Origin of the sequence: Chryseobacterium vietnamense, from assembly GCF_031454475.1 — a bacterium.
GTDB classification, from domain to species: domain Bacteria; phylum Bacteroidota; class Bacteroidia; order Flavobacteriales; family Weeksellaceae; genus Chryseobacterium; species Chryseobacterium vietnamense.
Window position 1 is genome coordinate 323,001 of the sequence record NZ_JAVDQX010000001.1, and the last position, 22,187, is coordinate 345,187.

Below are 22,187 nucleotides of genomic sequence, written 5' to 3' on the forward strand. Positions count from 1 at the left end.
TGTAATTGATAATATGAAAAAAAACTCTTAAGAAGTCAGCCGCCAACCCTTGACAAGGGTTATAAATTTCCGGCAGGTAGATCTCTAAACCTTATAGGTTTTGAAAACCTATAAGGTTTAATACTGAAAAACTTCATTAGAAATTCTACCAAAAAAAATATAAATTTTACCCTTCCAACTCAAAAATCAGCCGTAAATTTGCCCTATATTTTATTACAGTTATGGTAAATTTTGTTCTGATTGCAGTGTGTATCATTGCAGGAATGGTATTCAAAGCAACAAAATCTATCCACCCCGATGCTCATAAAGGCATCAATACCTGGATTCTTTATCTTGCTCTTCCGGCAGTTTCGTTTAAATATCTGCCCAAAGTAAAATGGACAACAGAAATGCTGTTCCCGATTGCAGCCACATTTTTAATTTCGGTGTTCTGCTTTTTCTTTATGATGTTTTACAGTAAAAGCAGGGGATATTCAAGAAGGTCCAGAAGCACGTTGGAATTAGCAAGCGGGTATAGTAATACTTCATTTATCGGATTTCCCTTAATCAGTGCCTTTTATGGCGAAGGGCTTCTGAGTATTGCGATTATCTGTGATCAGACCATGTTTTTTGCCCTTTCCACGCTCGGAATTATTGCTGCCGTAAAAGGAGGCAGTAAATCCGGAAAAGTAAGTGCAATATTCATTTTAAAAAGACTCATTACATTCCCTCCATTAATTGGCTGTATATCTGCTTTGGTATTGTCTCAGTTCATTGACTTTACCGTTGCGGAACCTTTCTTTGATAAGCTGGCAGCAACGGTAAGTCCGTTAGCTCTGTTTTCAGTCGGGTTACAGTTGAAATTCAACGGATGGAAAAAACTGATTCCTCAAATGTCTATGTCCATGCTTTATAAATTGATCCTGGCACCTGCAATTGTTCTGGGCATGGCTTTATTATTGGGAATTAAAGGGAATGTGGCAAAAATTACAGTATTTGAAGCGGCTATGCCAACATTGGTAACTTCCAGTATCATAGCAGAACAGTTCAGGCTGAATACAAAACTGACCAATCTGATTATCGGCGTCAGTATTATAGTAGGATTTTTCACTTCTGCATTCTGGTATCAGATTACAGAACTTCTCTTTTAATGATGAGTCATCGTTTATTAATATGAACGGAGGGATATCTTTGCTGAGTGGAACGCCCTTGCGCACGAATTACAACGATTCATCTAATCTTTTGCGGACATTGCGTTTAATCCATGTTTTGACTAAAGTAGATCGGGATTTTGATTATTAATTAAACGGGCTTCCTTCTTGAACTAACGTTCGTAACCTTTCTGGTTATGCTTAGGATGATAGTCTGTTCTTATTGAATTTTTTCTGACAAGGGTTGCAGGCACTGTTAAATAGCACGAAAGAACTACTGTAAAGTTGCAGTTCTCTCAGGAAAAATCTAATTTTACACTTTAAATATTTCCCTTGCAATACGCTCAAATTGTCTTACCCCTAAACCTGAAAGGATCTTTCACTTATAAAGTTCCCGAAGAAATGATGTCTGAAATCCAGCCCGGAATGCGTGTTCTGGTACCGTTTGGCGGAAAAAAGATCTATACGGGAATTGTATTTGAGCTTCATGATAATGCTCCGGAAAACTTTGTGGCCAAAGAAGTTATCAGCATGCTGGATGATCAGCCGATTCTGCCTCAGGAACAGATTGATTTCTGGAACTGGCTGTCAGAATACTACTTGTGCAGTCTTGGGGAAATCTACAGGTTTTCATTTCCTTCTTCTTTAAAACTGGAAAGTGAAACGTATTTAAAATTAAAACCAGGAGCTGTTGTTGACTTTGAAAATCTGGATGTTAACGAAATGTATCTGGTTCAGGCACTGGAAGTTCGACAACTGATCAATCTGACGGATATTGAAGCATTTATTCCTAAAAAAGATATCATCAAAACCATCAATTCATTGATTGATCTTCAGTATATTGAAATTGATGAGAAAATTGCAGAAAAATATAAAGCTAAAGAAGTGGCTTATGTAAGAATTAATGATGAGGTTCTGGCCAATCGGAATCTTACGGATATTCTTTTAAAACTGAACAGAGCACAAAAGCAGAAAGATCTTTTCCTGCTTATTCTGGAAAAACAGACGGAAAATCCTGATGTTCCCATCAAAAAATCTGAACTGTTTGAGGACGGTTATTTTGGAAGTTCCCACTTCAAACCTTTGGCGGATAAAGGTCTTGTGGAAGAATACTTCATGCAGAAAGACAGAATTGAAAGCTATGAAGGAGAAATTGAGGAGCTTGAAGAACTTTCCGAACAGCAGAAAACAGCAAAATCTGAAATTGATGAAGCTTTTGAAGAAGGGAAAAATGTTCTGCTTCATGGTGTTACTTCATCCGGGAAAACCCATATTTATTTAGAAAAAATAGATGAATGCATCCGCGACGGAAAGAATGTTCTGTTTTTACTTCCCGAGATTTCACTGACCAAGCAGATTACCCAAAGATTAGAGAAAAAATATGGCAGACAGCTCGGTTTTTATCACCAGAAACTGACTGATTTTGAAAGAGTGGAAGTATGGAGAAGAATTAAGCAAAATGATATCCGCATTCTGATCGGAACCCGTAATGCTTTGTTTTTACCTTACCGGAACCTGGGCCTTATCGTAGTAGATGAGGAACATGATTCTGCGTACAGACCAAGAGAGGTTTCTCCTTATTTTAATGCTAAAGATGCGTCTCTGGTGTTAGGAAAGATGTATAAGGCCGGAGTTATTCTGGGGTCGGCTACTCCTTCTGTCGAAAGCTACTACAGCGCTCGGAAAGATAAAATGAACTATGTTTTTCTGAATGAAAGATTCGGAAATGTTAATCTGCCGGAATATGAACTGATCAATTTCAAAGAAGCCCAGGAATCTAAAAAGGTTTCCGGAAACTTCTCTTTGAAACTCATTGAGGAGATTAAGAAAACAGTGGATGAAAAAAATCAGGCCATTGTTCTCCATAACCGTCGTGGTTATTCAAACGTTATAGAATGTGAGAGCTGCGGCTATGTGAATTACTGTTCCAATTGTGATGTGGTCATGACGTATCACAAAGCGGCAAATGAAATGAAATGCCACTACTGCGGACAAAGAGCTTCAAAACCGAAGACCTGCCCGAAATGCAATTCTGAAAAGCTGAATGAAAGAGGAGTGGGCGTAGAGCAGATTCACGAAGAAGTTACCAGGCTGTTCCCTGAAAATGAAGTTGACAGAATGGATGTAGATTCTATGCGTAAGAAATTTGCTTACGAAAAACTCTATGAAAAGATTGAAGACGGAGAAACAGATATTATTGTAGGAACTCAAATGATTTCCAAGGGACTGGATTTTGATCATATTGAACTCGTTACCATTCCAAAAGCGGATTCCTTATTATATGTACAGGATTTCAGAGCAGAAGAAAGAGCTTATCAGCTGATCACACAGGTTTCAGGAAGGGCCGGAAGGGTTTCCGGAAAAGGAAGAATCCTTATTCAGACCTTTAATCCTGATCACTCTGTATTTCAACTGATCAAGATGAATAATCCTGCAAAGATCTATAAATATATTCTTACAGAACGTCAGAAGTTTCATTATCCACCTTTCACCAAGCTGATCATGATTGAGCTGAAACATAGGAGAGAGGATAAAGTCGACCGTGCTTCTCAGTTTCTGGGTTCTATCCTCAGAAAATATCTTCCTGAAGAATGTGTTTTAGGTCCGGAAAGAGCACAGATTGCAAAACTGAATAACTTCTATCAGTTCCAGATTATGCTTAAGCTTCCCCGTGGCAAAAACTATGACAAATTCAAAAATATGGTTTTGATAAGTTTGAAAGAATTCGATGAAATCACTGCATATCAAAGCATTAAAAAAGATGTTTTTGTTGATTTTTAACAATTTTTAACAAACTTTACACTCTTTTATAAGGGGTCGGTGATCCGTTATATAACAATAATTTCTACTTTTGGACGTTGATTAAGTGTTTGGCTCTTTACCGAATGATTTAACCTTTCATTTTTTATAGAGTCAAAACTACAGAACAAAAAGAAGATAGATGGTAAATTTCAGAAAATATATTTCAAGTACGGCGGTGTTGGCTTCTGGTCTTTTCCTGGCTCAATCTACCGTTTCTACCGTTCTCTATTCCCAGAATTATGACAATCAGAAAAGCAGTTTAAATCTGCCTTCACCCGTTAGCACGATGGTGGAGAAAACTGTTTTGTCAGCAAAAGAACTGGTAGACATTAATGTAAACACAATGATGGCGGATCCTGTGCTGAAAAATGCAACCTGGGGATTCGTAGTGTATGACCCGAAAACGAAGAAGGTCATCTCTTCGTACAACGAAAATACTCCTTTAGTACCTGCTTCCACTACCAAATTACTGACAACGGAAACCGCATTAAACATGTTGGGTGAAAATTACCGTTGGATGACTCAGCTGGAGTACTCAGGTACTATAGATGAAAACGGAGTTTTGAATGGAAATCTTTATGTAATAGGAAGTGGAGACCCTTCTTTGGGAACAAACAAAGCAGGTGCAGCATCTTATAGAGATATTATTTCAGATTTTGTAGGTGGCGTTTCAAGAGAGGGAATCAAAAAGGTAAATGGTGATATTATCATTCAGACAGCGCTTTTCAAAGGCAATATTTCAGTGCTTCCGGAAAATGTTGTATGGTTGGAAAACAATAATTATTATTTGCCTGCAGGAAGTACCCGAGATATCAACCCGGCCAACGAAAAACTGATCGTTAAAAAAGGGGGTTTCTCTACAGAAAAGAAATTTTTCTACGTTTCCCCTTACAATCATCAGATGGTATATGCTGATAAATACGAAGGAAACGGAGTTTTAACAACCAAACTTCCTGATGCACCGGCTTATCTTGCCAACTCTTTCAGAACAACATTGGTAAAAAGCGGAATTCCTGTTACAGGAAAAGTAACTCCGAAAATGACCGATGCAGCACCGGAAGGCAGAAAAATGCTTTCAGCATATAAATCTCCCACTTTAAATGATATTATTTATTATACCAATCAGCACAGTGATAACTCATTGGCAGAAGCGTTGCTGAGAACCGTAGGATATCAGAAAATGGGTGACCAGACCTCAGAATCGGGAAGAATAGTGGTAACTAACCACCTGAAAGATGCAGGTTTTGATATGACCGGACTTAACTATATTGACGGGAGCGGACTTTCAAGAAGTAATAACGTAACCCCTATTTCTCAGGTGAAGTTTCTTACTTCTCTGATGGATCAGAAGTACTACAGATCTTATCTGACTTCTCTGCCAATCGGCGGACAATCCGGAACATTAAAAAGAATGTTCAATGCAGGAGGGAACGGACAGGTTTTTGCTAAAACAGGAACTCTGAATAAAGTAAAAACATTAGCCGGTTATCTGAAAACCAATTCAGGAAAAACATTGGTTTTTTCTTTAATGGTAAATAACTATTCCGGATCGGTAGATATGGTGAAGAAAAGAATGGAAAAAATTCTGGAACCCGCACTGGATTTGTAAATTTTTTTTATTTTATATATTATAACAGCCTTTTAATCATGGATTAAAAGGTTTTTTTTATATTTGATTAAATTTTTCTAAACATGACAAAATTGTACCTTTTGGTGTTGGGATTTTTATTATCTCAGCAATTTTATGGCCAGAAGCAACGGCAGAATACGGATATGAAAGGATTAATCGAAAAAGAGAAAAAATCCTTCACCCAAAAGATGAATATCGGGAATATCAATCCCAATACCCTGAATTACGACTTACAGTATCAGAGAATGGACGTCAGCCTGGATCCTGCGGTATATAATATTTCAGGTTCGGTAACTTCACATTTTAAACCTACACAAAGTATGGGAAGCATTTATTTTGATCTTTCCAATTCATTAACGGTTTCTCAGGTGAAATACCATGGGACTAACATTACAAGCTTTCAGCAGCTTCCTTCAAAAGAACTGAAAATTGATTTTCCTGCTTCCATTCCTGCCAATACATTAGATTCTCTTACGATTTATTATGCAGGAGCACCGTCTACAAGTAATGATGCTTTCAAAACTGCTCTTCAAAGCGGAACTCCGGTACTTTCTACTTTGAACGAACCTTATGGCGCTCAGGACTGGTTTCCGACAAAGCAAAGTTTAAATGATAAAATTGAAAGATTTGATTTTAAAATTACCACTCCATCCAATTATAGTGTAGCTGCCAACGGAAAGCTGATGTCTGAAACTTTTCCTACAGGAAGTACCAAACTTACTTTCTGGAGAACGATGTATCCTACACCGGCTTATCTGATCGCGCTGTCCATTACCAATTTTGTTAAGCTTAATGATACCATCGGAAATCCTCCTTTTCCTTTTGTGAATTATATTTATCCGTCTACAAATTCAAATGCCACCAGTATAGCCAATATTAACTGGACAAAGCAGGTGATGAATACTTTTGAAACCTATTTTGGTTCTTATCCTTTCCGTAATGAAAAATACGGACACATGGAATTTATGTATGGTGGAGGAATGGAACATCAAACGATGTCTTCTATGGGAGGATGGAGCAAACAGCTGATTGCGCATGAGCTTACTCACCAATGGTTTGGTGACAAGGTGACCTGTGGCGCATGGAATGATATCTGGCTGAATGAAGGTTTTGCAACTTTTGGAGAACATCTTGCCAACGAAAAGCTATTGATGACCAGCACAGAATTTCTGAATTACTTACAAGGTCAGTCCAGCTACATTACTGCAAGTACAACAGGAAGTGTATATGTGCCGGATTCCGGACTTTCCAGCATCAATAGAATATTCGACAGCAGATTGTCTTACGCTAAAGGAGGATATGTACTGAGAATGCTGAAGTGGATCTTAGGTGATGCTGCATTTTATCAGGCACTTAAAGATTATCATGCGAGACCGAACCTGGCATACAACTATGTGCGTACAGCTGATTTTAATGCTTCTTTGCTTCAGTCTACAGGAACAGACTTTACGGAATTTTTCAATGACTGGGTGTATGGCGAGGGATATCCTACTTACACCATCAAGTGGATGCAGGGCGGAAATCAGGCTTTATTTAAAGTTTCTCAGACACAAAGCAGTGCTAATGTTAGCTTTTTTGAAATGCCTTTACCCATTAAAGTGACAGGAACTGCAGGCCAGACTGCTTATTTTGTCCTTAATAATACATCCAATAATCAAAGCTTTTTACAGTCGGTAACATTTCCTATTGCAAGTGTTCAGTTTAATTATGAATACCAGATTCTTGAGAAAAACTCCACGGTTGTTCAGGATAATACGTTAAGTGTTTCTTCTGTTGAGAAAGATGGTTTTGGCTTGTATCCGAATCCTGCAAAAAATGAAATTAATCTGAAAGGTATTAATAAAGCAGTAGATTTTACAATTCACGCAATAGATGGAAAACTGGTTGGAAAAGGAATTTATCAGCCGGGTAAAGCGATTGGAATAGCAGAATTGGTTCCGGGAGCTTATTTTATTACTATTGATGAAAAGAATATTAAATTTATCAAACACTAAAAAACAAAAGGTAAAGTACAAAAAATTACATTTACCCAAAACAATCATACTATACCAAAGAAGCTTTCAGATTTGAAAGCTTCTTTGTTTTCTTGCAGCTCTGGCACCTCGTTTTCTGGCTGTTTTCACTTTGTATTCAAACCATTTTTCTTTGAATATTTTACGCATCAGATTATCAAAATGTCTTGTGATGACTAAATTTTTGAAGCCACGCCATTTTTCAAGCGGACTTGACGGAAGTGCCCTTACTGATATGGAATAACCTTCTGTATCATATTGAATATAATGCCACCAGCCGGAAGGGATATAAAGCGTTTCTCCGGGTTGGATGACCGCTTCATACCCATTTAAATAAAGCAGCGCCGGATATTTTCTGTAATCAGGGTTTTTAATCTGAGCCAGACTGTGGAAGTTGTAGGGGAGTTTATACATGAAGTCGGACTGTTCCCAAGGAAAAAGCCATATTCTTTTGATTCCCTGAAACTGTGTGATAAAAACATGAGACATGTCAATATCAATATGATTTCTGGTGACAGATCCTTCCCCTCCAAAAAACATAAAGGGCAGCCATTTCAGTATTTTGCCATTTGTGACATCATTGTAGATGAGATCATTCTTTAATTCTGGTTTTATTTTCAATAAATTAAATAAAAAAAGTCTGTGTTCGGTAGGAGCTGACTGAATCAGATCCAGATATTCCGAAAACGTAGTCTGTGCAATGGGGTCACTTGCCACCCTGTCCAGAGAATCAAGCTCACTGCCGTAGATATTCACCCTATGATCTCCTGCAATTTCTTTGAAATAGTCATAATTCCACTTTTTGAAAGCGGGACTTTCAGGATGAACAAAGTCTTCAATAATAACTGGAACTCCCGGCTTCATATGGTTGTTGATAAAGGTTTCTGAACTGGTCGTCTTTATTTTTTGTACCGGCTTTAATCTCATACGCTCGAATTTTAAGCAAATATAAATATTATCCTACTAAATTTGTAGACTAATAGTGTTAAAAGTGAAAGCCCTGTCATTTTTTTAGAATTAAACTTATAAAAGGTTTTATTTTACTGCCTTTTTAGTAAATTAGCACATCTAAAAAATTACTAAAAATGATCTCTGAAAAATACCTTCAACATTTACAGAACGAACTTCAGAATATTGAGAATGACGGACTTTACAAAAGAGAAAGAATCATCACTTCTCAACAGAGTGCAGAAATAGAAGCTAATGGAAAAAAGCTTTTGAACTTCTGTGCCAACAATTATCTGGGATTATCCAACCATCCGGAAGTGATGAAAGCTTCTCAGGATATGATTCAGTCTCACGGATATGGAATGTCTTCTGTTCGTTTCATTTGTGGAACACAGGATATTCACAAGGATTTGGAGAAAAAAATTGCTGATTTCTTAGGTCTTGAAGACACAATCCTTTACGCAGCTGCATTTGATGCCAACGGAGGTGTTTTTGAACCTCTGTTTACAGAAGAAGATGCTATTATTTCAGATGAACTGAACCACGCATCAATCATTGATGGTGTTCGTTTGTGTAAAGCAGCGAGATACAGATATAAAAACAATAATATGGCGGATCTGGAAGCTCAGCTGATTGCCGCTTCTGAAAAAAATCACCGTTTCAAAATTATCGTTACTGATGGAGTATTTTCAATGGACGGTATTGTTGCAGACTTAAAAGGAGTTTGTGACCTTGCCGATAAATATGATGCTTTGGTAATGGTGGACGACTCTCACGCAACAGGTTTCATCGGGAAAACAGGCCGTGGAACTCACGAAGCTAATGAAGTAATGGGTAGAGTAGATATCATCACTTCTACCTTAGGAAAAGCTTTAGGAGGGGCGTTAGGAGGTTTTACTTCCGGTAAGAAAGAGATCATTGATATGCTGAGACAGCGTTCAAGACCTTATTTATTCTCTAACTCTTTAGCACCAGGAATTGTAGGGGCGGCATTAAGAGTTTTGGATATGATTTCTGATGATACTTCTCTTCGTGATAAAGTAATGGAAAATGCAGAATACTTCAGAACGGAAATGAAAGCAAAAGGTTTCGATATTCCTGAAGGTGATGCTGCTATTGTTCCGGTAATGCTTTACGATGCACCACTTTCCCAGAAAATGGCAGAAAAGCTTATGGATGAAGGAATCTACGTAATCGGATTCTTCTATCCTGTAGTACCGAAAGGAAAAGCAAGAATCAGAGTACAGTTATCTGCGGCTCATACCAGAGAACATTTGGATAAAGCCATTGCTGCTTTTGAAAAGGTTGGAAAAGAATTAGGAGTTATTTCTTAAGATAAAAAAGTTCTACGTTTGTAGAATAAAAAACAGGATTTCTTATTTAGAGAAATCCTGTTTTTTTATGAAAAAAAATATTCAGTGCTCTATTTTTTGTAATTAAATGAATGCTATTGCTGAATAAATGATAATATAATATATTTGGATCACTAATTCTAATAGCCGTTTTGTGAAAAAATATTTACTTCTTTTTGCTTTTTTTAGCTTTTTCAATACAATTTATGCTCAATCTAATGATTACAAATCCATACTTACTGTAAGTGCTTTTGCTCCTTTTCGTGATCAACGCTATAATATAGGGTATATGCAGAAAATAAATGAAAGATGGTGGGTGGGAAGCGAATTGGCCTATGGAACTGACAAAATAACTCCTGTAGATACTGGCAATTTTGAAGGGGAAAACAGGGTTTTTGAAATAAGGCCTGAAGTTTTTTACAGTCTGGCACCTCAATCAAGATTAAAGCATTTTGTATCAGCAGAAGTTTTCTATTTAAATCAGACAGGGAAAAATATTTCAGGAAAATATTATGACGAAAATGATGTTTATTATTCCTTTAGTTCAGCAGATTATAAAAGAACCAAATATGGATTAAATATCAACTACAGCATTTTGCTTCATAAAGAGTCTTCCTGGTTTGGCTTTATGCCTAAAATTGGCTTTGGTATCAGACAAAAAAATGTTTCCTATACTAATATGACAGGAAAGGCAGAAGAGTATGCTCCTGTAGATGGTCTTCCTTTTGATTATCATTCCAATCGGCAAGGCTCCAATTTGGGTTTCAATTTTAATGTTGATATGAAATTCATTTTCAAATTCTAAAAAATATTGAATCTTTATTATTTTAAGCTAAAGATTTTAGATTAAATTCTCTTTTTTTCCGAAATAAACTATCTTTGCAAACAAATTTTTAGGATGCTGTATACCATCATCAAAGCTTTGCATATTATCTTCATGGTAAGCTACTTTGCGGGAATTTTTTACCTCGTAAGGATTTTCGTTTACTATAAGGACACCGATGAATTTCCGGAAGAAAAGAAAAAAATTCTGAGAGAGCAGTACACTTTTATGGCCAGAAGGCTGTGGAATATTATCACAGTTCCTGCCGGAGTAATCATGGCGGTGTGCGGATTGGTCATGATCTTTTTAAATACCGGGCTGATGAAAATGCCGTGGTTTCATCTGAAACTGACCTTCCTGATCGGACTTGCCATTTACCATTACTGGTGTTGGAAAAAAGTCCTTCATTTAAAAGAATTACATGGGGATACACTGCCCATTGCCAATATCAAACTGAGACAGGCGAATGAAATAGCAACATTCATTCTGTTTCTGGTGGTATTTACCGTTATATTAAAATCAATGGTGATCGAATACTGGTGGCAATTAATTGCAGGATTTTTCGTTCTTGTATTTCTGATCATGATGACTGTGAAACTGGTTAATAAAAATAAAAAAAACAAATAATTGTAGAGTAGGCGTATGTCTTAAACATTCATCCTTTTTACATCTTACAAAAAAACTATGATTGCAATTTTAAAGAAAGAACTTTGGAGTTACTTTGGAAACTGGAGTGCATGGGTGATCATTGCTGCTTTCAGTTTGATAGCAACTCTTTTCCTGTTCTTTTTCGACAACGATTCTAATATTTTTGAGATCGGAATGGCCTCATTGCAGAGCTATTTCGTGTTGGTTCCATGGCTGTTGATGTTTATCATTCCGGCACTTTCCATGAAAACATTTGCGGAAGAACAGCAAACCGGAACATTAAACTGGCTTTTCTCACAGCCGTTAAAGATTTCAGAACTGGTAGCCGGAAAATTTCTTTCCGTATGGATTGTAGGAATTTTATGCCTTATTCCTTCTTTAATTTATCTGTATACGGTATATGTTTTGGGAGTTCCCGCAGGAAATATTGACCTTGGAATGACTTTCGGAAGTTATATCGGACTGATTATCTTAATTGCTGCTTTTTCAGCAGTAGGAATTCTGGCTTCATCATTATCACAGAATCAGATTATGGCTTATCTGCTGGGCGTTTTCATGTGCTTCATCATGTATTTTGGAATTGAGCAGCTTGCAAGTTATAAACTATTGGGAGGTGCAGATTTTATCCTTCAGAATATTGGTTTCTATCAGCATTTCTTAGGCTTTACAAGAGGGCTTATTGATTGTAAAGATGTAGCCTATTTTGTACTCGTTATCGGGGCTTCATTAGTATTGTCTAATCATTTTATTAACAAAAAGAAGTAGAATCATGAAGAAGTTCAATGCTAAATCTCCACTGGGAATTTTCTTAATTGCAATTGTTCCTTTAGTTATTATCCTGACCTATTCGGGAATCAGATTAGACTTAACAAAAGAAAAAAGATATACCCTTTCTGATAACACCATCAAAGTACTGGAGTCCGTAAAAAAGCCTCTGACTGTTGAAGTATATCTGGAAGGAGATTTTCCGGCAAGTTTCAAACAGCTTCAGAGTGAAACGAAATTCATGCTGGAAGAATTCAGAAAAATAAATCCGAAGATCGATTTTAAATTCATCGATCCGATTAAAACAAAAATGTCTCAGGATACCCTGATGGCAATGGGAATGCAGCCGTCTATTCTTCCGGATGTAAAAGATGGAAAAATTTCACAGATTACGCTTTTCCCTTACGCTGTGATCAAACATGGCAATGATGGGGTTTCTATTCCTTTAGTGGTACAACAGGCCGGAATTGATGCCGATCAGCAGTTGACAAGATCTATTGAGGGATTGGAATACAACCTTATCTCCAATATCAAAAATATTGCAGCTGCCAAGAGAAAGAAAATCGGGATTCTGGTGAACCACGATGAATTGAACCCGGATGAATTCCAGGGATTTGTACAATTGGCCATGGAAAACTATGATGCAGGGCCTATTATTCCTAAAAATCAGACTGAACTTTCATTGGAAGATGTTCCCTTGTTAAAACAGATGAGTGCTTTGGTGATTGCAAAACCAAGAAAAGCTTTTACAGATAATGAAAAAGTAATTCTTGACCAGTACATCATGAACGGAGGAAAAACCCTTTGGATGATTGATGCCGTAAATGCTGAAATGGATACACTTACACGATCCAAAAAAGTAATGCCTTTCCCGGTTGATATCAATATGACCGACTTCTTTTTCAATTACGGACTGAGAATTAATCCTGCGTTGGTAAAAGACGTTAAAAAGTTTGCCCTGTTAAGACTGGTTACAGGAGAAGTGAGTGGAAATCCACAATATACAAGCCTGCCATGGCCGTATTATCCGCTTGGAATTGCTGAAAATAATAATCCGGTTACCAAAAATATAAACCCTGTAAAATTTGAATTCCCGACTTCTATCGATACTTTAGGAGGAAGAAAGAATATCAAAACAAAAGTTCTTTTCGAATCCAGTGAAAGAACATTATTGAAACAGGTTCCGAACTATGTGGACCTGAAAGAAATTGCAAGTGTAGACAGTCTTGGACAAATGGAAAAACCAAGTACACCAAAGATCTTCGCTGTAGCTTTGGAAGGAAAATTCAACTCTGCCTATGCATCCAGAATTGAAAGAAAATCTTACCCTGGATTCAGGACATCCAGCCCGGAAAACAAAATGATTGTGATTGCAGACGGTGATGTAGGAAGAAATAAAGTGATCAAAGGAAAACCTCTTCCATTAGGTGTAGACCTGCTGACGAACGAACAGTTTGGAAACGAACAGTTCCTGAGAAATGCTTTAGACTATCTGCTGGATGACAGCAACCTGATGGAACTGAGAAACAGAAACATCGAAGAAAGACTTCTCGACAGACAAAGAATTACTGAAGAGAAATCGACCTGGCAATGGATCAATTTACTGCTTCCATTGGCTATTATCGGCCTTATCGGAGGACTGTTCTTCTGGTTAAGGAAAAAGAAATTTGGATAAAATATAAAAAATTCCGGAAGAAAATCTTCCGGAATTTTTATTTTAATAAGACTCAATCCTGTTTAGAAATTAATTCAGTTTGGTGAATTCTGAATTGGGTTTGGCAGGAATATACCCTGATAAATGGACAACAGTAAATTATCTGCTTTATATGTGGTATTAAATTTTATGATATTAGGTCTTATATTTTGTGTATTATTTCAAGAAATCATCTATAAAGTCATCTATTCCAGAGGTTGTTCTTGTAACAGCATCGAATAAGTCATTTAATGAATAATTATAATCAAATTCATAAATTCGAATGTCATTATTATCAATAAGCTCTAACCTTACTCTCTGATTCCATAGCCATTCATATAGGTCGGTATATAATTTATATTGAAACTCATAAAGCCTAAATTTTTTTCCCTGTATTTCAGTGATATATAGTTTGCTGATCGCCCTTTCTTCGTTTGGTAAATTAAGTTTGTCACTTAATTTATCAGACCATATGATTTGTTTTCTAATCGTTTCTTTGGTAAGTTTCTGAATAAATTCATGTTGTTTATCCATTATAGTAAATTTTGTTTATTATCTTTTTGAATATTTTCAATATCAGTAATTAAGACTGTTAGTAATATATATACATTGTCAACAAATCTTTCATCTAATATTATATAATTTTTAATAATTTTTTTTAAAAAACTAATATCATTAGAATTGTGATACACATTTTTCATTTTTTTAATTTCTATATTTAATCTATTGAAATGTTCTAGATCATTTTTATTAAGAGATTTTCTGAGCGATTTTAAGATTGGTGATATTTGTTTAATCTCAATTACAATAGTTTTTTTATTTGTATCATAATTTGCATTTAGAACTGAAATTTTTCTACTTAAATTTTTTAAGTCTTCCAAGTTTTCTGGTAATCTATTTATTGAAAAACTTTTCTTGTTTATAGCCTTTAATATTTTTTTATTATTTATAGCGACTATAAATGTCAATATTGTTATGATGAAGCCAATAAATGTAAATAAGTTGGCATAGTCATTAATAAATGCAATCATTTTTGTATTTAAGCTTTAGTTTGAAGGTTATTAAAGGAAATAATAAACATTGACTTGTAAATAATAAAAGAGAAGTCAATTAAACTTCTCTTTTAATTTAAAATATTCTAGTTCTATCTGGACTTCAATTTTTTATTCTCTTCCTTCAAAGCTTCCACCTGTTCTTCCAAAACTTTAATATAGCTCTGCAAATTTTCTACAATGGAATTAGGAATGTTGTAATATTGATTAAAGTTATTGTTTGCAGATTGATCATTGAAAGTTAAATTATCATTATTGACAACTCTTGATGGTTTTTCTTCCTTTATTTCTTCTACAGGAACATCAAGTGCTTTAGCAAGCTTTTCCCATTCATCATCATATATTCTTACTTCATCATTCTCTTTTCGGGAATAATTGGATACGTCTGTGGATATTATTTTAGACATATATTCTTGTGTGTAGCCTCTTTGCTTTCTTAGATTTCTTAGCTTTTCCATAACGACTTTTATATTTGTGTCTTTCTACAAATATAATTAAAAAGGAGTGAAATTTTAAACCTGCTTATTGAAAAAGCTCTGCTCCTTCTCCAGCACATTTCGAATCCCATAAAAAACATCATTTTTCTTATTATCTGTTAAAGATATTTCTATCTTAAAAATCTACGTTATCTGGGAAATTTGCGTGAGATTAAAAGATAGTATAAAACATTTTACAGCTTACGTAAAATAAAAAAGAGAAGCACACACTTCTCTCTATTATTTTATCCTTCCAATACAGGAATAAGATGTTCCCAGTTCAGCTGTTTCGCATAATCTAAAGCCGTTTTTCCTTTTTTAGACTGGATGTTTCTATCTGCTCCAGCTTCTAAAACAACCTGTACAGTGGTTAAATTTCCTGCAATGGTTTCTTTGTGAAGAAGCGTCAGTCCGTCTTCATCGGCTTGGGTTAGTTCATCGGGATATTGTTGTAAGAACTTTACAAATTCCTCCTTCATATTTTTACTCATTGGATGCTCAATAAGATTTTCCGGATTTTCTTTCTGGTTATTCACAACGAGGATATCATTAAAATCTCCGAAATCCAGCTGCCAGGCATCATCATGTTCTTTTCTTTCTGCAGCAGACATATCAGCACGCATTTTCTGGATGGTAAATCCGCCGTAAGCTTTCGGAAGTGGAGAAGAAGAGGAGGAAAATAATTTAGAAAGTCCCTTGGGTTTCTGTACAGTCGGAGTGATAGCAAAAAGCCAGTCACTGATATTTTGTAAAGGGATTTCAACATAATCACCCACCTGAACGTTCTTAAGACTATTGGGTTCATTAATCAAATATCCTCTCACGTGATCTCCATCAAAGAATATTTCATTAATCCACATATGTTCTACCAAACTTTCTCCGGTTTCTTCATCCTGTTCTTCAAAAGCCGTTTTAACGCATGCTACATTAAGTCCGGGAATGATTCTTCTGTATTCCCAGGACTGTTCCCGCCAGAAGTACTTAAAGGTTTCCTGAGCTTTTCTGTAAGCTTCAATCATTGCTGGATCATCTCCATCTGCAAAGAAAATTGGGTTCTCTTCCATTTAATAATTAAGTGTGGTGTGTTAAAGAATATAGATTACTGCTGATAGGTTTCTTTAGGGAGTAATGCAGCTGTTTTGTAATAGCTGATATCGGTAGGGATCTGTGCCTGAAGGTCCTGGAAAGTGTCGTAATCATAATGGATCCAGTTTTCTTCATTGTCCGGGTCTGGAGTTTTGTCTACAGCCAGTTCCAGTTTTCCATCTTCCTGGTAGCTGCATTCTATGGCAGCATATTTTTCACCGTTTTCGTCGTTGGTATACCAGCATTTTATGGTTCTTTCAAGCTGTGGTTGATGGGTTTCATTATCGATCACCTGTGAACAGATAAAATTTTCCGGATCTTCTGCTTTGAAAACAGTTTTGGAAATTAGGGGCAGGTCGTCTACGGATAATGAATACAGTTTATTGGTAGAAATAATAAAGCCATCGGTGGTTTCTTTTTTTTCAATATCAAAAAAGTCTGACTTTTCTTTAAGATAATTGACTACCTGAGTTTCGTCTTCTTCGTCACTTAAAAAATAATTGATGTTATAAACACTGTCTTCGTTAATAAATTCAATTTCTTTCAGGAAATCGGAACCTTCCTCATAATAATACAGATGATATTCGCTCAGCTTCACAGCATTACTTTTGGAAATGACCTCTCCAAAAATGTTTTTGTACACTTTTCTCATTTTTAATCATGTTAGTTTGTTTCATCTATTAGTTTAAGTGGTATGGCAAAGATAAGTTTTCTTTTTTTATCTCAACCTGAGGCATAAAGTAGTATTTATTTCGTAAGTATTCTATATATCCTTTATAAAATCCTCATATTCGTAGTAAAACCGTTCGAAACCGTCCATTTTGTCCACAAAAAATTCAAAAATTTCTTGCCAGGTATTTTTGTTAAAAATAGAAATATTATGTTTTTCAACCCATATCCTGCTGATTATCTTGCCGTTTTCAAGGGTGAAATGTTCTTCTTTCTGAAAATCCCCGATAAAATCTTTTAAAATATCTTCCAGAGACCAGATCTTTTCGTAGTAAGCATTTCTGAAGATTTCATCTTTCATTTCGATATCCAGAGAAACTTCTGCTTTTTTGTTGTCGGCAGAAAATTTAAATGCCATGTCCTTAATTTTGGTGTCATAAAGAATCCATTTTCTGGGAAATGATCTTCCAAAAGCTGTCCAAAATTCCTTTTTTAGTTGCTGTGCTTCTTGTTTACTGAACATATGGCAAACATAATGATTTAATAGGAGAAAGGCAAAAGTGTGGTACCTAAAACCGTAAAATTACGGATGGATAAACTGACGTTTTTATTCTTTTATGAATCCGGTTTTATGTCCTTTTCAAATATTAAACAATTTTCGTATTTTTGCTTTAATGCTTTCAAAAAAATCTCAATATGCGTTTAAGGCGCTTTCATATCTTGTAGAAAAAAGAAATGAAGGCCCGATTCTTATTTCTGAAATTGCGGAACATAAAAAGATTCCTTTAAAGTTTTTGGAAAACATCCTTCTTGAATTGAAAAAAGCGGAAATCCTCGACAGTAAAAAAGGAAAGGGTGGAGGATACTTTTTAAAAGAAAACCCTGAAAATGTGAAACTGGCGAAAATCATTCGTCTGGTGAATGGCCCTATTGCAATGCTTCCCTGTGTAAGTCTCAATTTTTATGAAAAATGTGATGACTGCAATGAAGATCACTGCGGACTTCATGATGTCCTGATAGAGGTTCGGGATGCTTCACTGAATATTCTGGAAAGTAAAACTTTAATGGATCTGGTTGATTAACCTGATCCTTTTTTTTGAATTAATAGTCTACTTGTTTTGTAGGATAAATATTTTATCAGATATTTGCACTACTTCAAATGAATAAACTATGATTTCAAAAGAAGAGCTAAACCAATTACAAAAGCTTACACCCTCTATTATGGCAGTACATTCACTAACTGCCGGAAAAATTTCCTCGTACAAAGCTACAGAAAACAGCCTCAATGTAAATGTCGGTGTTTTTGGTAACACTGATGGTGAAGGAGTATGGACTAAAATGGTAATGATATGGTGATTACGAGAAAAATTCAGGTAAGGCTTAATGTCCTTTTTGTAACGGCTGCAATTCTGTCCATCGCTGTTTTTTCAATGTATGAACTGGGATATCTGGAAGAATTACAGGTTATTCTGGCCAAAGATAATTATATTTTCTACTGGATGCTTCTAGTTGGGGTTTTTGCGGAAATTGTTGCAGGATCCATGGGAATGGGGTATGGTGTAATCTGTACCACCACACTTATGCTTCTGAATATTCCGCCGCATATTGTAAGCGCAAGTATTCATTCTGCGGAAAGTTTTACCACTGCTGCAGGAAGTCTCAGCCACATCAAATTAAAGAATGTAAGTAAGAGCCTGGTGAAAAAGCTGGCCATTCCGGCGGTAATCGGTGCTGTAATTGGTGCGGTTTCCCTTACCTATCTGGGAGAATATTATGCGAAGATCACCAAAACACTGATCGCTTTTTATACTTTATATCTCGGCGTCCAGATTTTATCAAATGCATTCAAAGAAAAGCAAAGTAAAGCATTGAAAAGAAAAACCAATCTGACCAGGCTGGGCGTGATAGGCGGTTTTATAGATTCTTTTGCCGGGGGAGGCTGGGGACCTTTGGTAACCGGAACATTGATTAAAAATGCATTCACCCCAAGATTTGCCGTAGGAAGTTCTACCGTAGCTAAATTTATTCTTACCATCACCGCTGCCTTTACCTTTTTTCTTACCCTGGGAATCCAGCACTGGAATATCATTCTCGGACTTTTGATTGGCGGAATCATTACTGCTCCGTTTTCCGCAATGCTTACAGCAAAGCTTCCTGTGAAAAAAATGTTTGTGATTATCGGAACATTGGTTATTGTAATGAGTTCTATAACTATTTATAAATCAGTTTTTAATTAAAAATTATGTTGGGTGTGGAAAAATAAAAGGTTTAAAAAGATATTCGGTTTTGAAAATATTTTACTTTTACATCACTAAATATTAGAACATGAATTTACATATCATTGCACTTTTTAAGTTTAATGAAAATTATCTGATGGACGCTGTAGAGCTGTTTCAGAACCTTGTGAAAGAAACAAGAAAAGAAGAAGGCTGCCTTCAGTATGATCTTATTGAAGATAAAGATAATAAAGGAACTTTCTTCCTGATCGAACTTTGGGAAAGTGTAGAACACCATAACAGACATAACGGTCAGGATCACCTTTTAGATTTTCGTAAAGATGCTTCCAAAATCATGGAAAGCTCAGTAGAAGTTTATAAAGGGTTTAAAATATATTAATGGTATTGAAGGATTTAAAGATTTAAAGAATAGTGATATAAAACTACTCTTTTCATGAATTTTTAAGTTCTTTACTAAAGAAAAAATAAAAGGCGGTTTCAATACTCTGAAACCGCCTTTTTATTAGAAAAAATAGAAAGTATTAAAAATAGAAAGTTTATTTCACGATAAGCTTTTTCGTCTCCGATTGGCCACCGTAGGTAATTTTTACAAGATAATTTCCTGACGGAAGAGTAGAAAGATTCATATCCTGCTTGTAGAAACCTGCCTGATTAGTCAGTTCAGCTGAATATACCTTTTTTCCGGTAAGATCATACACTTCTACATTCCCTTTGTTGCCTGTTTTTTCCTTAACATCAAAAAGAACAGTTACTTTCTTATCCGCAGTAGTTGGGTTAGGATAAATACCAAAAGATGCTTTTTTTCCTACTTCAGTAATTCCTAAAGTTTCCGTAATCTTTTTGTATTTGAAATACATATTTCCTGTACTTGCCCCACCATTGGCCGTGAAGTACATTCTATAGTAATCATTCCCTTTTTTGACATAGTATACCACATCATTTTTTACGGTCCCGATCCCTTTCCATGAATGTCCTACGGTAGTAATAGTTGATGAGAAACTTGTACTGGCAGGAATAGAACTGGCTGCTGTCTGCTGTGTTTCCGGCTGTACCATGGCTACTTTTACATTTGGACTCTGGATAGCTCCGGAAAGCGGGTACATCTGCACTCCCATATAGAATGTGTAATATTTAGTAAATACAAAATCCCATGCTGTTCTGGAAGGCTCCAGACCCGGAACTTTTTCTCCGGTATCAAAAGAGAAATAATTGAAATAAGAATCATCTGTTCCGTTAGCAATAGTTCTTGTTTCCGTAGCTCCCCATGAAGTACCGTTCCATTTTGAGTATTTGAAAGTATATCCTGCAAAGGCATCTTCAATAGCAAACTTAATATAAGTTCCTGAAGCATATTTTAGAACAAAAATAGCCTTCCCCTGAATATGATGATTCACCGGGTTGTAAACACCCCATCCTGTTGATGGGATATTGGGGTTTGGAGAAGTCACGGGTCCCTGCTCGAAAGCTCCCTGGCTCCAGTCAGTGGTCTGATCCGGATTATAAAGAGGGGCTCCCCATGAAGATTCGTTGCTGATATTGATATTATCCCAGTCGGCTAGATTGGTTGATGCGGTGAATACTTCAATATCTTTAGCATCATTTACTCTTGATCCGAATGCGTAGTTTGAGTTTCTATAAAAAGCAATATCCCAGGTATTGGCTGGCTGAGAAACCATATTACCATCTGCAAGGTTCACAAACACACGGTTTTGATATCCGTTCCCCATTGTCATATTGACCTGTGAATATCCCAACGCGTCAGTCTGCGCCAAAACAGTCTGCTGAACAGACATTGCGAGTACTGAAGCCAATAATAGTTTTGTTTTCATAATTTATTTTTTAAATCCTTATTTAGAATGATTCCACAAAAATATATAATTATTTTTAATAAGTCTAAATAAAAACATGATTTTTATCGTGTTTTTATTTTAATCACACCGGAAAATGATAAAAATCCGAATATAGAAAAGCCGGTAAGAATAGTCCTACCGGCTTTAATAAAGGCAAATAATAGTCTAATAAACCTTATTTTTTGATGAATTTGGACTGAATTGTTTTTCCTTCCGCAGTTTCAATATTCATATAATAGACACCGGATTGAAGGGTGCTGATATCAAATCTTTGTCCGTTAAGCTTTCCTTCTGCTGCTTTCTGTCCTGCTGCAGAGTAGATCTGAATGTTTTTAGGATCCTTTTTTACAATGAATTCTAATGCTGACTGATCAGAATTTAAAGCAAACCTGAAATTCTCTGTTGATTTATTGTTGTCTGATACGCCCAAAGAAGCAGGCGTATTATACACTACATTATCTATCTGAATCGCTACGTGAGTAGCTGTGGGAGTGAATTTGAATACAATATATGACCCTGTAGATGCCGGAATATTAACACTGATGTTCTGAACTGTACCAACAACCGATACATTAACAGGACTTCCTACAGGAACGAATGTTGACATATCTGCAGGGTTGGAGGCTACTCCTATCTGAATGCTTCCCGGTCCGGGAGATGGAGATACCAATGTAGTATCAAAAGTCAAAGTTTTATTTCCTGTTGGAGTTTCAATCTGTGGGGTGATCAGGTACGAAGAACCTGTTGCATTGTTTCCTGCGTATGACTGAATGAATCTGTTAGAATCTCCTGCTACAATCATTCTTGGAGGTACAGGAGGAAACTCACCGGTTAAGGGTGCAACGATGGCAGACCATCCAAATTGTGGGAAAGTGGTGTTCCCAGCTGTAAAATTGTTGAAATTTTCATTGATGTTAGATACCTGAGCATTCGCCGTTAAGGCTGTAAACATCAGAGCTCCTAAAAGTAATTTTAATTTCATGAGATTATTTTTATTTAGAATTATTCCACAAA

Annotated in this window: 22 protein-coding genes; 13 read left to right on the forward strand and 9 right to left on the reverse strand. The window is 36.0% G+C overall.

The window, feature by feature from the left end; all coding sequences use genetic code 11:
* The first annotated feature begins 221 nt into the window (after window positions 1–221).
* From J2786_RS01375 to J2786_RS01390, 4 genes are all read left to right on the forward strand, one after another.
* Window positions 222–1,130: an AEC family transporter gene (locus J2786_RS01375; protein ID WP_310023689.1), complete on the forward strand. Its 909-nt coding sequence runs from the start codon at window positions 222–224 to the stop codon at window positions 1,128–1,130.
* A gap of 333 nt (window positions 1,131–1,463) precedes the next feature.
* Window positions 1,464–3,911: a replication restart helicase PriA gene (gene priA, locus J2786_RS01380; protein ID WP_310023692.1), complete on the forward strand. Its 2,448-nt coding sequence runs from the start codon at window positions 1,464–1,466 to the stop codon at window positions 3,909–3,911.
* A 160-nt stretch (window positions 3,912–4,071) separates the two neighbouring features.
* Entirely contained in the window at window positions 4,072–5,541 is a 1,470-nt protein-coding gene (gene dacB, locus J2786_RS01385) for a D-alanyl-D-alanine carboxypeptidase/D-alanyl-D-alanine endopeptidase (RefSeq protein WP_047432311.1), read from the forward strand.
* An 83-nt stretch (window positions 5,542–5,624) separates the two neighbouring features.
* Window positions 5,625–7,556: a M1 family metallopeptidase gene (locus tag J2786_RS01390; RefSeq protein WP_047432309.1), complete on the forward strand. Its 1,932-nt coding sequence runs from the start codon at window positions 5,625–5,627 to the stop codon at window positions 7,554–7,556.
* A gap of 66 nt (window positions 7,557–7,622) precedes the next feature.
* Here the strand turns inward: J2786_RS01390 and J2786_RS01395 are convergent, their stop codons facing one another.
* Complete coding sequence (locus J2786_RS01395; RefSeq protein ID WP_047432306.1) at window positions 7,623–8,501, reverse strand: cupin-like domain-containing protein; 879 nt, start codon at window positions 8,499–8,501, stop codon at window positions 7,623–7,625.
* Between the two features lie 158 nt (window positions 8,502–8,659).
* Between J2786_RS01395 and kbl the strand changes: the two genes are divergently transcribed.
* From kbl to gldG, 5 genes are all read left to right on the forward strand, one after another.
* Window positions 8,660–9,856 (forward strand): glycine C-acetyltransferase, encoded by a 1,197-nt coding sequence (gene kbl, locus J2786_RS01400; protein WP_047432303.1) that lies wholly within the window; start codon window positions 8,660–8,662, stop codon window positions 9,854–9,856.
* A gap of 307 nt (window positions 9,857–10,163) precedes the next feature.
* The gene (locus tag J2786_RS01405) at window positions 10,164–10,679 is read left to right on the forward strand and encodes a hypothetical protein (RefSeq protein ID WP_142014440.1); all 516 of its coding nucleotides are present in this window, start codon (window positions 10,164–10,166) and stop codon (window positions 10,677–10,679) included.
* Window positions 10,680–10,772: 93 nt separating this feature from the next.
* Window positions 10,773–11,324 carry a CopD family protein gene (locus J2786_RS01410; RefSeq protein ID WP_047432297.1) on the forward strand — a complete coding sequence of 184 codons (552 nt, stop codon included), beginning with the start codon at window positions 10,773–10,775 and terminating at the stop codon, window positions 11,322–11,324.
* 57 nt (window positions 11,325–11,381) lie between these two features.
* A complete protein-coding gene (locus tag J2786_RS01415; RefSeq protein ID WP_047432295.1) occupies window positions 11,382–12,110 on the forward strand; it encodes an ABC transporter permease in 729 nt (242 codons plus the stop codon).
* Window positions 12,111–12,114: 4 nt separating this feature from the next.
* On the forward strand, window positions 12,115–13,785 hold the full coding sequence (gene gldG, locus J2786_RS01420) for a gliding motility-associated ABC transporter substrate-binding protein GldG (protein ID WP_047432292.1): 1,671 nt from the start codon (window positions 12,115–12,117) through the stop codon (window positions 13,783–13,785).
* A 195-nt stretch (window positions 13,786–13,980) separates the two neighbouring features.
* On the opposite strand, the gene J2786_RS01425 is transcribed toward gldG, so the two are convergent.
* The 6 genes from J2786_RS01425 to J2786_RS01450 form a co-directional block, all read right to left on the reverse strand.
* Entirely contained in the window at window positions 13,981–14,337 is a 357-nt protein-coding gene (locus J2786_RS01425; RefSeq protein WP_047432289.1) for a hypothetical protein, read from the reverse strand.
* Window positions 14,337–14,834 (reverse strand): hypothetical protein, encoded by a 498-nt coding sequence (locus tag J2786_RS01430; RefSeq protein ID WP_047432286.1) that lies wholly within the window; start codon window positions 14,832–14,834, stop codon window positions 14,337–14,339. Before J2786_RS01430 ends, J2786_RS01425 begins: the two co-directional genes overlap by 1 nt.
* 113 nt (window positions 14,835–14,947) lie before the next feature.
* Entirely contained in the window at window positions 14,948–15,313 is a 366-nt protein-coding gene (locus J2786_RS01435; protein ID WP_047432284.1) for a helix-turn-helix domain-containing protein, read from the reverse strand.
* 263 nt (window positions 15,314–15,576) lie between these two features.
* Window positions 15,577–16,395, reverse strand: coding sequence for a DUF2314 domain-containing protein (locus J2786_RS01440; protein WP_047432283.1), 819 nt, complete (start codon window positions 16,393–16,395; stop codon window positions 15,577–15,579).
* Between the two features lie 35 nt (window positions 16,396–16,430).
* Window positions 16,431–17,069, reverse strand: a complete 639-nt coding sequence (locus J2786_RS01445) for a hypothetical protein (protein WP_047432280.1) — start codon at window positions 17,067–17,069, stop codon at window positions 16,431–16,433.
* 111 nt (window positions 17,070–17,180) lie between these two features.
* Entirely contained in the window at window positions 17,181–17,609 is a 429-nt protein-coding gene (locus J2786_RS01450; protein ID WP_047432277.1) for a DUF4268 domain-containing protein, read from the reverse strand.
* A 151-nt stretch (window positions 17,610–17,760) separates the two neighbouring features.
* Between J2786_RS01450 and J2786_RS01455 the strand changes: the two genes are divergently transcribed.
* The 4 genes from J2786_RS01455 (at window position 17,761) to J2786_RS01470 (ending at window position 19,702) form a co-directional block, all read left to right on the forward strand.
* Window positions 17,761–18,168, forward strand: coding sequence for an RrF2 family transcriptional regulator (locus tag J2786_RS01455; RefSeq protein WP_047432274.1), 408 nt, complete (start codon window positions 17,761–17,763; stop codon window positions 18,166–18,168).
* Window positions 18,169–18,307: 139 nt separating this feature from the next.
* The gene (locus J2786_RS01460; RefSeq protein ID WP_310023703.1) at window positions 18,308–18,442 is read left to right on the forward strand and encodes a hypothetical protein; all 135 of its coding nucleotides are present in this window, start codon (window positions 18,308–18,310) and stop codon (window positions 18,440–18,442) included.
* Complete coding sequence (locus J2786_RS01465) at window positions 18,436–19,323, forward strand: sulfite exporter TauE/SafE family protein (protein ID WP_047432268.1); 888 nt, start codon at window positions 18,436–18,438, stop codon at window positions 19,321–19,323. The genes J2786_RS01460 and J2786_RS01465 overlap by 7 nt, the downstream gene beginning before the upstream one ends.
* Window positions 19,324–19,411: 88 nt before the next feature.
* A complete protein-coding gene (locus J2786_RS01470; RefSeq protein ID WP_034696070.1) occupies window positions 19,412–19,702 on the forward strand; it encodes a putative quinol monooxygenase in 291 nt (96 codons plus the stop codon).
* 157 nt (window positions 19,703–19,859) lie between these two features.
* On the opposite strand, the gene J2786_RS01475 is transcribed toward J2786_RS01470, so the two are convergent.
* Together J2786_RS01475 and J2786_RS01480 are read right to left on the reverse strand one after the other, a co-directional pair.
* A complete protein-coding gene (locus tag J2786_RS01475; protein ID WP_047432265.1) occupies window positions 19,860–21,152 on the reverse strand; it encodes a T9SS type A sorting domain-containing protein in 1,293 nt (430 codons plus the stop codon).
* 196 nt (window positions 21,153–21,348) lie between these two features.
* The gene (locus J2786_RS01480; protein WP_047432262.1) at window positions 21,349–22,155 is read right to left on the reverse strand and encodes a T9SS-dependent choice-of-anchor J family protein; all 807 of its coding nucleotides are present in this window, start codon (window positions 22,153–22,155) and stop codon (window positions 21,349–21,351) included.
* Window positions 22,156–22,187 lie beyond the last annotated feature (32 nt).

Coding starts and splice junctions, on each gene's coding strand:
- J2786_RS01395 (WP_047432306.1), bottom strand. CDS start 8,501: ATGAGATTAAAGCCGGTACAAAAAATAAAGACGACCAGTTCAGAAACC.
- J2786_RS01425 (WP_047432289.1), bottom strand. CDS start 14,337: ATGGATAAACAACATGAATTTATTCAGAAACTTACCAAAGAAACGATT.
- J2786_RS01465 (WP_047432268.1), top strand. CDS start 18,436: ATGGTGATTACGAGAAAAATTCAGGTAAGGCTTAATGTCCTTTTTGTA.
- J2786_RS01390 (WP_047432309.1), top strand. CDS start 5,625: ATGACAAAATTGTACCTTTTGGTGTTGGGATTTTTATTATCTCAGCAA.
- J2786_RS01480 (WP_047432262.1), bottom strand. CDS start 22,155: ATGAAATTAAAATTACTTTTAGGAGCTCTGATGTTTACAGCCTTAACG.
- J2786_RS01455 (WP_047432274.1), top strand. CDS start 17,761: ATGCTTTCAAAAAAATCTCAATATGCGTTTAAGGCGCTTTCATATCTT.
- gldG (WP_047432292.1), top strand. CDS start 12,115: ATGAAGAAGTTCAATGCTAAATCTCCACTGGGAATTTTCTTAATTGCA.
- J2786_RS01430 (WP_047432286.1), bottom strand. CDS start 14,834: ATGATTGCATTTATTAATGACTATGCCAACTTATTTACATTTATTGGC.
- J2786_RS01405 (WP_142014440.1), top strand. CDS start 10,164: ATGCAGAAAATAAATGAAAGATGGTGGGTGGGAAGCGAATTGGCCTAT.
- J2786_RS01435 (WP_047432284.1), bottom strand. CDS start 15,313: ATGGAAAAGCTAAGAAATCTAAGAAAGCAAAGAGGCTACACACAAGAA.
- J2786_RS01375 (WP_310023689.1), top strand. CDS start 222: ATGGTAAATTTTGTTCTGATTGCAGTGTGTATCATTGCAGGAATGGTA.
- J2786_RS01410 (WP_047432297.1), top strand. CDS start 10,773: ATGCTGTATACCATCATCAAAGCTTTGCATATTATCTTCATGGTAAGC.
- J2786_RS01475 (WP_047432265.1), bottom strand. CDS start 21,152: ATGAAAACAAAACTATTATTGGCTTCAGTACTCGCAATGTCTGTTCAG.
- J2786_RS01450 (WP_047432277.1), bottom strand. CDS start 17,609: ATGTTCAGTAAACAAGAAGCACAGCAACTAAAAAAGGAATTTTGGACA.
- dacB (WP_047432311.1), top strand. CDS start 4,072: ATGGTAAATTTCAGAAAATATATTTCAAGTACGGCGGTGTTGGCTTCT.
- J2786_RS01440 (WP_047432283.1), bottom strand. CDS start 16,395: ATGGAAGAGAACCCAATTTTCTTTGCAGATGGAGATGATCCAGCAATG.
- J2786_RS01445 (WP_047432280.1), bottom strand. CDS start 17,069: ATGAGAAAAGTGTACAAAAACATTTTTGGAGAGGTCATTTCCAAAAGT.
- kbl (WP_047432303.1), top strand. CDS start 8,660: ATGATCTCTGAAAAATACCTTCAACATTTACAGAACGAACTTCAGAAT.
- J2786_RS01470 (WP_034696070.1), top strand. CDS start 19,412: ATGAATTTACATATCATTGCACTTTTTAAGTTTAATGAAAATTATCTG.
- J2786_RS01415 (WP_047432295.1), top strand. CDS start 11,382: ATGATTGCAATTTTAAAGAAAGAACTTTGGAGTTACTTTGGAAACTGG.
- J2786_RS01460 (WP_310023703.1), top strand. CDS start 18,308: ATGGCAGTACATTCACTAACTGCCGGAAAAATTTCCTCGTACAAAGCT.